The sequence below is a fragment of the Streptomyces sp. CA2R106 genome, assembly GCF_037034245.1.
Lineage (GTDB): Bacteria > Actinomycetota > Actinomycetes > Streptomycetales > Streptomycetaceae > Actinacidiphila.
Genome location: NZ_JBAGKC010000002.1, coordinates 17,876 through 30,890 on the forward strand (window position 1 = coordinate 17,876; position 13,015 = coordinate 30,890).

The 13,015-nt window shown below is 73.1% G+C and carries 12 protein-coding genes; 2 read left to right on the plus strand and 10 right to left on the minus strand.

Annotated elements, in window-relative coordinates:
- Positions 1-29 precede the first annotated feature (29 nt).
- On the plus strand, positions 30-1,433 hold the full coding sequence (locus WA788_RS03190) for a SulP family inorganic anion transporter (RefSeq protein WP_335971350.1): 1,404 nt from the start codon (positions 30-32) through the stop codon (positions 1,431-1,433).
- Here WA788_RS03190 and WA788_RS03195 read toward each other — a convergent pair.
- From WA788_RS03195 to WA788_RS03210, 4 genes are all read right to left on the minus strand, one after another.
- Positions 1,416-1,976 carry a kinase gene (locus tag WA788_RS03195; RefSeq protein ID WP_335971352.1) on the minus strand — a complete coding sequence of 187 codons (561 nt, stop codon included), beginning with the start codon at positions 1,974-1,976 and terminating at the stop codon, positions 1,416-1,418. The two genes, WA788_RS03190 and WA788_RS03195, sit on opposite strands and share 18 nt — an antisense overlap.
- 101 nt (positions 1,977-2,077) lie before the next feature.
- A complete protein-coding gene (locus tag WA788_RS03200; RefSeq protein ID WP_335971353.1) occupies positions 2,078-2,278 on the minus strand; it encodes a hypothetical protein in 201 nt (66 codons plus the stop codon).
- 123 nt (positions 2,279-2,401) lie between these two features.
- A complete protein-coding gene (locus WA788_RS03205; protein WP_335971354.1) occupies positions 2,402-2,968 on the minus strand; it encodes a hypothetical protein in 567 nt (188 codons plus the stop codon).
- Positions 2,969-3,216: 248 nt separating this feature from the next.
- Complete coding sequence (locus tag WA788_RS03210; RefSeq protein WP_335971356.1) at positions 3,217-4,488, minus strand: chitinase; 1,272 nt, start codon at positions 4,486-4,488, stop codon at positions 3,217-3,219.
- A 283-nt stretch (positions 4,489-4,771) separates the two neighbouring features.
- Here WA788_RS03210 and WA788_RS03215 point away from each other — a divergent pair, with 283 nt between their 5' ends.
- Positions 4,772-6,043: a metallophosphoesterase gene (locus WA788_RS03215; protein ID WP_335971357.1), complete on the plus strand. Its 1,272-nt coding sequence runs from the start codon at positions 4,772-4,774 to the stop codon at positions 6,041-6,043.
- Positions 6,044-6,131: 88 nt separating this feature from the next.
- Here the strand turns inward: WA788_RS03215 and WA788_RS03220 are convergent, their stop codons facing one another.
- The 6 genes from WA788_RS03220 to WA788_RS03245 form a co-directional block, all read right to left on the minus strand.
- Entirely contained in the window at positions 6,132-6,728 is a 597-nt protein-coding gene (locus WA788_RS03220) for a snapalysin family zinc-dependent metalloprotease (protein ID WP_335971359.1), read from the minus strand.
- A gap of 266 nt (positions 6,729-6,994) precedes the next feature.
- The gene (locus tag WA788_RS03225; protein WP_335971360.1) at positions 6,995-8,401 is read right to left on the minus strand and encodes an MFS transporter; all 1,407 of its coding nucleotides are present in this window, start codon (positions 8,399-8,401) and stop codon (positions 6,995-6,997) included.
- Between the two features lie 91 nt (positions 8,402-8,492).
- On the minus strand, positions 8,493-9,311 hold the full coding sequence (locus WA788_RS03230; protein ID WP_335971362.1) for a class I SAM-dependent DNA methyltransferase: 819 nt from the start codon (positions 9,309-9,311) through the stop codon (positions 8,493-8,495).
- Between the two features lie 70 nt (positions 9,312-9,381).
- Positions 9,382-10,569: a glycosyltransferase gene (locus WA788_RS03235; protein WP_335971364.1), complete on the minus strand. Its 1,188-nt coding sequence runs from the start codon at positions 10,567-10,569 to the stop codon at positions 9,382-9,384.
- Positions 10,566-11,858, minus strand: a complete 1,293-nt coding sequence (locus WA788_RS03240) for a radical SAM protein (protein WP_335971367.1) — start codon at positions 11,856-11,858, stop codon at positions 10,566-10,568. Before WA788_RS03240 ends, WA788_RS03235 begins: the two co-directional genes overlap by 4 nt.
- Before the next feature lie 185 nt (positions 11,859-12,043).
- Entirely contained in the window at positions 12,044-12,208 is a 165-nt protein-coding gene (locus tag WA788_RS03245; RefSeq protein WP_335971369.1) for a hypothetical protein, read from the minus strand.
- Positions 12,209-13,015 lie beyond the last annotated feature (807 nt).

A 13,015-nucleotide genomic window follows, 5' to 3' on the forward strand; every position in this document is an offset into this window, starting at 1 on the left:
AGGGCCCGGCTGAGCAGAGAGGTGCAGGCGTGGCCGACCGACCCCACGCACCTGCGCGAACGCGGTCGGTGGCGCGGGCCGTGCTCGGCGGCGGGGCCTCACGCGGCGACGTGCTCGGCGCGCTCACCGCCTGGGCGCTGATCGTGCCGGAGTGCGTCGCCTACGCGCAGATCGCGGGGGTGCCCCCGCAGAACGCCTTCTACGCCGCGCCCGTGGCCCTGGTGGCGTACGTCCTGCTGGGCCGCTCGCGGTTCCTGATCATCGGGGCGACGTCGGCCGCGGCGGTGCTCTCCGGCGCCACCGTCGCCGACGTCAGCTCCGACCCGAAGCAGGCGGTCGGGCTGTCGGCGGCCCTCGCGGTGCTCGCTGGCGCGGTGCTGCTGGTCGCGGGCCTCGCCCGGCTCGGGTTCGTGACGAACTTCCTGGCCGAACCCGCGCTGAACGGCTTCCTGTTCGGGATGGCGCTGACCATCGTGGTCCGCCAGGCCGCGAAGATCGCCGGGACGTCCAGTGGCGACGGCCAGTTCTTCCCCAGGCTGTGGACACTGCTGCGGCACTTCCCGCACTGGTCCCTGACCTCGCTGGCCGTGGGCGCGGCGGCGCTGGCGGCCCTGCTGGCGATCGAGCGGTACGCGCCGAAGGCCCCGGCGTCGCTGGTCGTGCTCGTCGTGGCCCTCGTGGTGTCCGCGGGGCTCGACCTGAAGCAGCACGGTGTGGAGGTGGTGGGGAAGATCCCCTCGGCCGTGCCCGTCCCGCACCTGCCGGGCATCCCCGCCGCCGACTGGGGACGGCTGGCCGGCGGCGCCTGCGGGGTGGCGCTGGTGGTGTTCGCCGAGGCGTTCAGCATCGCCTCCCGCTTCGCCCGCGAGCACGGGGACGAGGTCGACGCCGACCGCGAGATGGCGGCGGTCGGCGCGTCGAACATCGCCGTCGGCCTCTTCCGCGGCTTCACCGTCTCCGGCAGCGCCTCACGCAGCGCCGCCGCCAGCACCACCCGCCTCTCCGTCCTCGGCAAGATCCCCGGCAGCCCGCTGTACGGGGACACCGACCGGAACCCGGGCGCGACGACCGTCCGCGGCGTGCTGGTCGTCCGCCCCGACGGGGCACTCTTCTTCGGCAATGCCAACCGCACCCGCCTCGGCCTGCTCGCCCTCACCGCCGCCGCACACCCGCCGCCGCACACGGTCGTCCTGGACCTCAGCGCGACCTACCACCTCGGCGTCCCCGTCCTGGACACCCTCGACGAACTGCGCGAGGCCCTCCACCACCGCGGCGCCACCCTGCACCTGGCCCGCCTGCGCGCCGCCGCCCGCCGTGACTTCGACCGCCACCCCCTGGCCACCCGGCTCGGCCGCGACCGCGTCCACCGAAGCGTCGAGGACGCGATGACCGCAACGACGGCGGCCGAACCGCCCTCATCCCCGCGGAAGTGACCCTCCCCCGGACTCTCGGCCGGGGCTGCCCGCCAGGCCCGTGTCGCGCAGAATCCGGTCGACGCTCGCCGTCAGGGCACTGTCCGCACCGATGACCGTCTCGACGCCGCCGGGGAGGAGGTCGGCCGGGCGGTACCAGCCGCGCATCTCCGTCTCGCCGTAATCCCCGTCCTGCGGCTTGGTGGTGTGGCGGCGGAGCGTCTCCTCGAAGGGGATGTCGAGGTAGTAGGCGTGGGTGCTGCCGCGGTGGTCGGCCATCAACTCGGCCAGCATCGCGCCGTAGTGGTCGGCGTACAGGATGCCCTCCACGACCACGTGGAAGCCGTGGTCCAGCGCGTAACGGGCCACCATGCCGATCAGTCCGATGTTCGACGCGCCCGGCCGGTCCCACTCCCGCAGCACCGTACGCCGCAGGTTGTCCTGCCCGACGATCGCCAGCCCGCGCCCGAAGCCGGCCCGCAGCCCCGCCGCGATCGACGACTTCCCCGACGCGCTGTTGCCCCGCACGACGACCAGCACCGTGCCCGCACTCCCCGTCCTCACCCTGACCACGCTAAGGGCTCCCACCGACAGCCGCCGGTACGACGGTGGCGACCGTCCTCGGTCCCCGGGAGGCGGGGTCCGTCCCCGGGGCCCGACAGGGTTCAGCGGCGCGGGATCAGGTGAAAGGCCGTCAGGCAGACGTACCACGTCCCCAGGCACTGGGCGGTTGCCCTGCGGATGCGGGCGGCGAGGCGCCCGGTGGGCTTGGGGGCGGTGAACCGGACGTGCCCGATGCTCAGTTCGATGTAGGCGCGGCGCCCCTTGCGCTGTGCCTGAGCGCGGGAGTTCTTCTTGGTAGGCATGTCTTCTCCTGTCCGTTCGTTGACGGACAGGACTGTCGAGCATGCGGGGGCAAGCGGCGCAACCCCGGTCCGACCTGCTGTTCGGCTGCGCTTACCCGCAGGGGACGGAGGCCAGCCCCGGCGTCAGGCCGTGCGGGGGAGGCGGAGGGCGGAGACGAGGAAGAAGACGCCGCCGAGGAAGGCGTAGCCCGCGAGGGTGTGCAGGGAGGCGCCGCTCTTCGCGGCCTGGGCGATGAACGAGGCGCCGGCGAGGGTGGAGATGGCGCCGCTGGCGATCATGGCCCACTGGCCGCCGAGGTGGCGGCGGGCGACGGCGACGCCGAGCTGGACGAGGCCCGCGGTGATGGCCCAGGCGCCCCAGACGCGCAGGGCGGCGGGGATGCCGGAGGTGGCGGCAGCGGCGAGGCCGATGGCGGTGAGGGTACTGAGCACGGCGTTCGCGTAGAGGCCGCGCAGCGGCTGGCCGTTGCCGCGGGCGGAGCTGAGGTCGACGACCGCGCAGGCGACGTCGAACAACGGGTAGAGCACCAGCAGGGTGGCCGCGGGCGCCCCGAGCTTGCCGGAGGTCGTGAACAGCAGGGCCGCCCAGACCGCGGCGAACGCGAAGCGCACGAAGTACAGCTTCCGCAGGGCCACGGCAACGGTGGTGGGGATGGCAGCGGGGGCGGGGGTCGCGGTGAGGGTGTCCACGGAAGTGCCTTTCAGCGGAAGCGGTTCGGTCCCGGGCATCGACCGGACGCCTTGCGAGGGAGAACGTTCGGTCTCCTCACTATGAAAGGCGGAGCCGCGGCCCTTGTCAAGACCGAACGTTCTCCCTACCAAGCCGCGCGCCCCCCTCCCGCCAAGAAGCAACCGCCGCTTACGGGTCCGAGAAGGGTCCCGACATGCGTCCGGCCCGGCCCCGGGGAGGGGGCGGGCCGGACGGTGGGGGGTGTGGGTCAGCAGGCGCCCTCGTCCTGCCAGACGCCCCATTCGCCGGTGGTGCCGGGCTCTTCGCCCTGGGTCCACCACTTGGCCTGCCAGGTGTGGCCGTTCCAGGAGACGGTGTCGCCGCCGGTGTAGACGGCGCTGGAACTCCAGGAGGCGGCGGTGCAGGTGGTGCCGCCCGAGCCGCCGGTGGTCGTGGTGCCGCCCGTGGTCGTCGTACCGCCGGTCGTGGAGCCGCCGGTGGTCGTCGTACCGCCGGTCGTGGTACCGCCGGTCGTCGTGGAGCCGCCAGTGGTACTGCCGGAGCCGCCCGCGAACGGGACGAAGGCGTCGGTGAAGGCGAAGCTGTTCTGGCTGATCTCGCTGCACGTGGGCAGGGAGTTGGCGGTGCCGCTGCACGGCTGGTCGCGGTTGATCGACCAGAACGCCAGCCGCCCGACGCCGTTCTGGGCCGCGAAGCTCTCGACCGTCTGGGCGTCGGCGAGGGTGAAGGTGGAGCCGTCGTCGTTCTTGCCGATCATCGGTGTGATGCCGAGGTTGGCGTAGGTGTAGCCGGAGTCGACGGACTGCATCTGGGCGAGCGTGGCCTTGGCCGCGGCGACCGAGCCGTCGCCCATCTCGGTGCCGGTGCCCTCGTAGAAGTCCATGGTCATGATGTTGACGACGTCGATCTTGATCCCCGCGCTCTTGGCGGCCTTGAGGATGTTGACGCCGTCGGAGGTCAGCCCGCTGGTGAGGACCGGCAGCGTCACCGAGAACTGGAGGTCGGGGTTGGCCGCCTTGAGGTCCTTCATCGCCTGCATCTGCCGCGCCGCGGCGGCCGTGTCGGCGATGGCGGCGCCCTCGATGTCGAAGTCGAGGCGGTTGACGCCGTAGTCGTCGATGATCGCCTGGTAGCCCGCGTCGATCGAGCTCTGCGTGGAGCAGGTCCAGGCGAGCGGCAGCCCGCTCGCGCCGCCGGAGGAGATGATGACCGAGGCGCCCTCGGACTTCGCCTTGGCGATCAGCGGGTCGGTGTAGGAGTCGGCGCCGATGGGGAGGGTGTCGCCCCAGATCTGGTTGCAGCCGGAGCCGAGGACGAAGGCCGCGGTGTACGAGCCGAGGCCGTGGCCGGTGATGGCGGTGTCGAGCAGGCCCTCCTGGCTGTTCGACATGTCGACGTAGGGAGCCACGGAGTAGCCGGCGGTCGACGCGGCATTGCCGGCGGGGGCGAGGGCGACGGCCGCACCGGCGGTCACGAGCGTGAGCGCGGCAGCGGAGGCCGCCCATTTCGCGAAGCGCATGAAAGCCCCTCAAGCGTGAAGTGGTGGGGGGAAGGTGCATCTCGGGCCTGAGTTGGTACGTACCAAACCGCGCGCCGCACGCCACGTCAAGAGGACTAGACCAACTTTCGTCGTTTTCACGGGTGTTCGGAGGTGTCGCCATGGCCGCTCGGGGGCACTTTCACCGGGTTTTCCAAGGGGCGCCGGGGTTATCCACAGCCGTCCGCGATCGTTCCGCCGCGGCCTGCCGGATGGATGGATGATGGGAGTTGACGGTGGGACGGCTGAGGTGAGGGGTGGCGGCATGGTGATGGAGAGCGAGTCCGTGGGGACGGCGGAGGTCGCGGGCGGGGCCGAGGAGGCACCGCCCGGACCCCGGGGGTCGCTGCGCCGGCGGCTCGGCGGCGGCGTGGTCTTCCTGGTCCTCGCCCTGCTGTTCGTCCTGCCCTGGTGGACGCTCTTCGGCTCGGGCACCGACTGGCCGCTGCCGGTGTTCGTCGTCGGCACGGTGGTCTTCGGCGCGTCGCTGGTCTCGTTCCCGTTCCTGATGGCCGCGGGTCACGGTCGGCGGCGCAGCGACCGGGCGTCCCGGATCGCGGACAGCACCCTCGGTGCGGTGTGGGTGCTGTTCACCTGGTCGGTGCTGGGCGGTCTGGTGCACCTGGTGCTGATCGGGTCGGGCGCGGGCGGCGCCCACCGGGCCCGGGTCGTCGCCGTCGCGGTCGCCGCGGTCTGCGCCGTCCTGCTGGCCTGGGGACATTACGAAGCGATGCGCGTGCCCCGGGTGAAGCGGCTGGACATCCGGATACCGCGGCTCGGCGCGGGTCTGGACGGGACGCGCGTGGTGCTGCTGGCCGACACCCACTACGGGCCGATCGACCGTGAGCGCTGGTCGGTACGGGTCGCCGAGGCGGTCAACGCGCTGGAGGCGGATATCGTGGTGCACGCGGGCGACATCGCCGACGGCACCCCGGTGCAGCGGCGAGCGCAGTCCGCGCCGCTCGGCACGATCCGGGCCCGGCTCGCGAAGGTCTACGTCACGGGGAACCACGAGTACTTCAGCGAGGCCCAGGGCTGGCTGGACCGGATGGCGGAGCTGGACTGGGAGCCGCTGCACAACCGCCACGTGACGGTCGAACGGGGCGGCGACGCCCTGGTCCTGGCCGGGGTGGACGACGTGACGGCGGAGTCGTCCGGCCTCGCCGGGCACCGCGCGAACCTGGAGGACGCGCTCGCGGGCGCGGACCCCGACCGGCCGGTGCTGCTCGTCGCCCATCAGCCCAAGTACGTCGGGCAGGCGGCGGCCGCCGGGATCGACCTCCAGGTGTCCGGGCACACCCACGGCGGCCAGATATGGCCGTTCAACTTCCTCGTCCGGATCGACCAGCCGGTGGTGCACGGGCTGAGCCGGCACGGCGAGCGCACCCAGCTCTACACCAGCCGCGGCGCCGGCTTCTGGGGTCCGCCGTTCCGTGTCTTCGCCCCGAGCGAGATCACTCTGCTCACCCTGCGCCCGGGGCCGGGTCCGGGGCCGGGGCCGGGCGCAGCTCCGGGTCCCGGTCCGGACGCGGGGTAGGGCAGTTGGCCGACCGAGGTCCGGGTGGCCGCGGCGGGCGGGGCGGTGCCGGGCCGCCCGCCGCGTGCACCTGGTCGGTCGCGGCCGGTCAGCGGGCGGCGGAGGCGGCGAGGGTCGGCGCGGTCCAGACGTCGACGACGGTCTGGTGGTGGTTCGGGTGGACCGCGTCGGAGCCGTCGGCGTAGTTTTCGTCGACCTGCGCGGCCTCGGCGGCCGACGGCAGCGCGTTGGTGCAGGAGGTGCCGGGGCCGTGGCCGGACATCAACTCCGAGCAGGGGCCGCTGTAGTCGTCGGGCAGGCCGAGGATGTGCCCGGTCTCGTGGGCGGCGATGCGGGTCACGTCGTAGCCCTCGTCGACGGCTTCCTGGCCGAGCTCGACCTCGCCGCTGCCGCCGGGGAAGATCGGGCCGAGCGTGGTCTCGGGCCAGCCGCTCGTGGCGACGTAGACGTAGTCGGCCGAGCCGGCCGAGGTCGCGGGCACCAGTTGGACGTTGTGCACGGCGTCGTTCCAGTTCTGCACGCCCTGCGTGATCGCGCTCGCCCACTGGCCGGCCCGGCTGGCGTCGTAGGTCAGGGTGACGACCGAGGAGGCCGCCTTCGGCGCGGGCTGCGCCGAGGCGACACCGCAGGTCGTGCCCAGCAAGGCCGGTATCAGCACCGCCATGGCGACTGTTCGCTTGTTCATGGGACTCGTCCGCCTCCTTGGCATCAGTTGCACCAGAGGGAACAAGGGCACCATGCGGCTGACGGCTTCACAAGTAGCCGGTCGTGAGCGGTCGTTGAGGAGGGTGGAGTTGTCGCCGGGCTTGCCCGGGTTGGTGCGGGTACGGCGGTACGGCGGTGCGGCCGTCGCCGGTCGAAGCTGTCGACCGCTCACCCGGTGGGCCGGGCTGACACGGCGACCCGGGCTGCCAGCCGCCGTACCCTCGGCCCTGCCCGGCCCGGCCCGCGTCAGGGCAGGGGCCGAGCGCGTCCGAGTCCGAGTGCGAGCATCGCGAACGGGCCGAGGGGGCCGTCGAGTTCGAGCGACGGCCGAGTGGTGGCGGCCGCGGGCGAACCCTGGATCGCCGGTTCGCCGTGGGCCAGCACGTCCTGCTCGGCGGCGGCCGCGACGGGTTCGGGCTCGGGCTCGGGTTCACGGGCGGGCACGGTGCCGATCTTGCCGACTGCCGCGCGCAGCCGCGGACTCGCCGCCAGGACGATCAGCGGTACGACCATCGGTGCGGCCAGCACCACCGAGGCGGTGAGCGGACCCTGGGCGGAGATGAGGAAGCCGGTCAGCCCGGGGCCGGCCCACGCGATGCTGATCGCGAGCAGGGTGACCGCGCCGCCCACCCGGCCCTGGAGGTGGGTCGGGGCCTCCACGCTGATCGTCAGCCCCACCAGCGAGCCGACCGACGGCAGCGAGAACACCACCAGGCCGACGGCGACCGCGCTGGTCAACTCGTCACCCGTGGACGCGCACGGCATCATCAGCAGCCACGCCACCGACGCGGCGGCCACGATCGCGGTCGGCGTCAGCCGCTTCAGAATCCACCCCGCGCACAGCCCGCCCGCGATGCCGCCGACGCCCGCGGCGGTGAGGACCAGCCCGGCGGAGACCGGGTGCGCGCCGTCGTGCGACACCCCGAACGCGGCGAGCAGTTCGATGGAGCGGCCGAGCAGGTTGACGTAGGCGGCGAACGCGATGAGCACCACCAGGCCGGTGCGGCGGAAGACCCAGCCGAAGCCGAGCGTCAGCTCGTTGGCGGTGTTGCGCAGCGGGTGCGTGGCGGCCGCGCTCGCGCGCGGCCGGGCGACGTGCGTGTAGGCGACCCGTGCCACCAGCGCCAGCGACAGCAGGTACGAGCAGGCGTCCGCGAAGAACGCCGTCGGCGCGCCGGCCGCGAGCAGCATGCCGCCCAGCGGCGGGCCGACCGCGATGGCGATGTTGCTGCGGACGATGTTGCGGGTGATCGCCTCGCGCCGCCGCTCCAGCGGCACCGCCTGGCGCAGCACCCCGGACTCGGCCGGCCCGAACACCGAGGAGAACAGCGCGATCGTCGCCGCGGAGCCGACCGCCACGATCGTGGTGAGGTTCCCCGTCGCCAGCGCGAGCGCCAGCAGCAGCGCGACCGCCGCCCGCGCCGCGTCGCACAGCAGCATCAGCCGCTTGCGGTGGTACGTGTCGGCGATCAGCCCGCTCGGCAGCTTCGCCAGGAGCTGGGCGATCCCGACGACGGTGGCGACCAGCGCCGCGTCCACGGCCGAGCGGGTCGCCGCGAGCACCGCCAGCGGCAGCGCGAGCGACGTCATCTCGCTGGCCACGTCGGACAGCGCCTGGCTGACCCAGATCAGGGTGAAACTGCGGTTGATCACGTCATGCCCCCGGGGTGCGAGCCGGATCGTGCGAGCGTCGGACGGCAGGTGGGACGGCGGTCGGGCGGCCGGCAGGTCGGGCGGGGCCGGATCAGCCGGCAGCGCGGCGCCGGGCGACGTAGAGGCCCTTGGTGTGGGCGTCCTCGTCCACCCGGTCGGACAGCGAGCCGTCCCGCTCCAGGCCGTGCGCGGCCACCAGGTCCAGGCCCGCGGCGTCCAGCGCTTCGGCGAACTCCTCGTGGCTGTGGTGCCGTTGGAGGTGCTCGACCCGCTCGCGCCGCCACACGTCGGGCTGCCCGGGTGAGGTGCGGAAGGCGTTCATGACCATGCGGAAGCGCCGCGGCTCCCCCTCGCGCGCCAGGAACCGGCCGCTCATGGTCGCGTACAGGCCGTCGTACTCGTAGACGTGCGTGGAGGTCATCAGGCCGTAGCCGCGGGCGGTGTTGGCGTCGAAGACCAGCACGCCGCCGGGCCGGGTCACCCTGCCGATGCCGGCCAGCGCCTCCCGCAGGTGCTGCGGGTCGGCGAGGTAGTTGACGATGTCGCTCATGCACAGCACGACGTCGTACGTGCCGTCCGCGGTGAACGGCAGCCGCAGGTCGTGGACATGGAAGCCGATGCCGGTGTCCGCGTACTTGGCGCGTGCGACGGCGATCATGCCGGCGCTGATGTCCACGCCCACCGGGTCGAAGCCGCGCTCGGCGAAGGCGACGGTACTGCGGCCGGTGCCGCAGCCGGCGTCCAGCAGGCGGTTGCCGGGCGGGTCGGCGCGCTTGATCAGCGTCTCCAGGATGTCGCCGAAGACGGTGTAGTCGTCGCCCTGGGAGAGCTGGTCGTAGAAGGGCGCGGTGGCGTCGTAGGCGACGGCGGCGTGGTCGGTGGGGACGGCGGCGGGGCTGCTGGCGGTCACGGGCGCTCCTCGGTCCGGCGGGACGGGGCGGGCGGGGCGAACAGGGCGGGGCGGGTCTCGGGCGGTGACGTCAACGGGCGGCCTCCTCGATCACCTGCGCGGCCGCGGCGGCGCTCTTGGCCTGGGCGAGTGCGGCCTCGAGCGCACCGACGGCCGTACGCAGCCGGGGATCAGCAACCGCGCGGACCAACGCCTCACTTTCCGCCGGGCGTTCGGGCAGCGGCGCCGCGACCCCGGCCCGCAGGCAGGCGGCGGCGAGCAGCCGCTGCTCCCCGCCGTTGGGCCGCAGCAGCAGCGGCTTGCCGTGCAGCAGTGCGCCGAGCACCGGTGCGCTGGTGCCGTTGCCGACCACGGCCTCGGCCCGCGCCAGCAGGTCGCCCATCCGCGGCCGGCGGACCGTGATGACGTCGGAGCCGGGCGCCGGCGCGCGGTCAGGGGTGCGGGCGAGCTCCACCACGGCCTGGAGCCCGGTGCCGGTGAACGCCTCGTCGATCCACCGCCACAGGCTTTCGCCGCCGAAAGTGCGCCCCAAGTGGACGTAGACGACCGGCTTTCCCACCCGGTCGAGGTGTGCGGCGAGTGCGGCGCCCTCGCCGCCCTCGCCGCCCTCGTCGTCCCCGGCGCCCCCGGCGCCCCCGGCGGGCGGCTCCCACCACAGCGGGCCGACGTGCCCTACGCCCGACGGCAGCACGGCGCCCGGACGTTCGAGGTCGGGGTGGCCGCGCAACAGGAAGGCGGCGCCGTACAACTGCCTTGCTGCGGCCCTTGGTTCGGGAATACGGAGCCCCAACTCCTCGCGCAGCGCCTGGTAGTGGCGCAAGGTCTCCGTCAGCCGCCACTCGCGGTCCTCGCTGTCGGCGTCGCCGCCCCCACCGCCCGGCGCCCCTTCCGCGTACGGCCACAGGTGGCATGCCAGGCCGAGCACTACGGCGGGCAGGTCCAGGGTCTCCGCCGCCAGGAGCGCGCCCGGGCAGAGCACCGAGGTCACCACGACATCGGGCCGCAGCGCCCGCGCCGCCTCGCGCACGACGCGGTACTGCGACGCGCCGTCGCGGAACCACCGGCTCACGTCGAAGGCGTGCGGTGCGCCATCGGTCGCCGAGGGCAGCACCGCGATCCCGGCGGCGGCTGCCGCACGCCCCGCCGCGCCCGGGGCGAAGAGCGTGACGTCGTGCCCGCGCCGGTGCAGCTCCAGGGCCGCCGCCGTCGCCGGGTAGAGGAAGCCGCCGCTGCTCAGCGGGCACAGCAGGACCTTCACGAGCCGGTCACCGCCAAGGACGCGGGCGCGGGCGGCCGGGCCTCCTCCTGGGCCGTGTCCCGGACCGCCCCCTGAGTCGCCCCCTGAGCCTCCTTCTGAGCTGCTTCCTGAGTCGTCTCCTGAGCCTGAGCCGCCTTCTGCGCCGCCGCCCGGCGCATCCTGGCCCGCAGCATCTCCAGCAGCCCCACCGTCAGCGCGTCGTCGAACGCCTGGGACTGTGCGGCCGTCGTGGCGCTGACCGCGAACTCCCCGCAGCTCACCCAGCGTTCGGCCGGGTAGTCGGTGTAGCCGCCCTCCACGCTGCCGACTTCGTAGCCCGCCTTGCCGATCGTCTCCCAGCAGCTGTAGAGCGTGCCGTCGGCGTTGATCACCGCGCCGGTGCTGCCGTCGCGCCGACCGCAGAAGCCGCAGTCGCTGCCGCCCGGCCAGCCGACGGTGAAGCCGAGTTCGAGCGCGTCGGCATAGGCCTGCAGCAGCACGTCGACGTCGGCCGCCGACCGCTTCATCACCGGGTCGAACATGCCGTCGTAGTTGAGGACCGGGGCGATGTCGAGGTTGCAGCGGGCCGGGTCGAGCCGCTGCGCGAGGTCCGCGACGAGCCCGCCGAGCAGCGGCAGCCCCTCGGCGGTGGTGTTCAGCCGCAGCGACAGCCGCAGGTCCGTGGCCTCCTGCACGGCCGCGCAGTTGGCGAGCACCTTGTCGAAGGTGCCGCGGCCGGCCCGGGTGAAGCGGGTGCCGTCGTGCAGTTCGCGCGGCCCGTCGAGGGTGATCTGCACCGAACGCAGCCCGGCCGCCTCCAACTTGGCGGCCGTCCGGGCGGTCAGCAGGACGCCGTTGCTGACCATGGACGCGGTCAGCGGGGCCAACTGCGAGAGTCGGCCGAGCAGTTCGACGCAGCCCCAGCGGTTGAGCAGCGGCTCGCCGCCGAACAGCAGCACGAACAGCCGGTCGAGGCCCGAGGCACGCAGCCGGGGTTCGGTGAAGGCGGCGATCTTCTCGATCATCGGGCGATCGAGCACTTCGCGCGCGATGCGCGGCGGGTCGAAGCGGCCGGGCTCTGCCGCCTCGGTGTTCTGGAAGCAGTACGGGCAACCGAGGTTGCAGGCGGTCGAGGTGACCACGGTGAGGCTGTAGCGGCTGGCCGGCTTGGGCTGCTCGACGCCCTGCCGCGCCAACTCGGCGCGCCCTTCGGCCGTCAGCCGCCCGTCGTCGTGGAACCGCTTCGGCATGAGCACGGTCGAGCCGGGGCCGAGGTACCAGACGCCGGACTTTCCTTCGAGGACTCTCATCGTTCGCCGTGGGCTTCCTGTCGAGGGACGTGACGGACGGAAGATCCCGGGCCGGGTGCGCGGCCTCTCGGCGGCGCACCCGGCCCGGGCCTCACGACCTGGGAGGCAGGTCGTCACGGGACCGGTACGTCAACGGCGGCGCGTCGACGGCGGTACGGGCGCGTGAGCGCCCGCTCCCCTCGAGCTCAGGCGTTCTCCTTGTCGTACACGCCGCAGATGACGCTGTCCGACGGGAGCTTCTCCGCCGAGTGCGCCTCCACGTCGTCACCCGAGTACGCCGGAGCGAGGTCCTTGTCGTAGACGCCGCAGATGACCTCGACGCCCTCGAACTTCTCGGCCCCAGTAGCCATGAATTCCTCCAGGGAAGTAAAGGTGGTTTCGGGTGCTGAGCGCCCCCGATTTCCGAGATTAGGGCGCCCATTCAGGGGTGTCAATATCGGGTTTCCGATTTCCCCGACCGCCACCTCGGCCGTATTCCCGGAAAACGGCACGGGAAAGGAAAACTCCGTGCCGGCGGCCGTGAAGGACGGTGCGAGACTTCCACATCAGGGAGAACCGTGCAGCTCAGAGGCGTTTCGTTCGGCCACGGCGCGAGCAGCACGGGCGGTGCGGACAGTGCTGGCGGTACGGGTGACCCAGTCTCCGCGCGGCCGGTTGGACAGCGACCGTTTTCCGGTTCATTACCGGTTAATCCGCAGCCCACGGGCCGCCTTTTCACAGATGCCGTTCGATCCCGCCGACCACGTCCCCCAGATTCTTCGCGAACGCCACCGCGACCACGGCGACCCGCCCCGCCGTCCGCAGCCACCGCCCCGCCCGCGCCCATCTCCCGGGCCCGCCGGCACCCTTCACCGCCGGACCCCCGCCTTGCGCTCCACCCGACACCGGGCACCCCTTCGCCGTCGAACCGGACAGGACCATCCACCCGAAAAGCTCACTTCGGGCTCAGATCCTGCGAACAGAGAGCATCGTAGCCCCATTCCGAGCCTCGGCACGCCCATTCACGCGTAGCCGCCCTCACCCGCCCCTCCGCCAACTCCCCGCCCGCGCGCCGCCTTTCACCCCCTTGACCTGCGTCAACCCCCTCTCTGCGCTCGCGCAGTAAGGCCGCGCAGTGCGCGCGCACCACGCGCATCTACGCGCCCATCGGCGGGCGG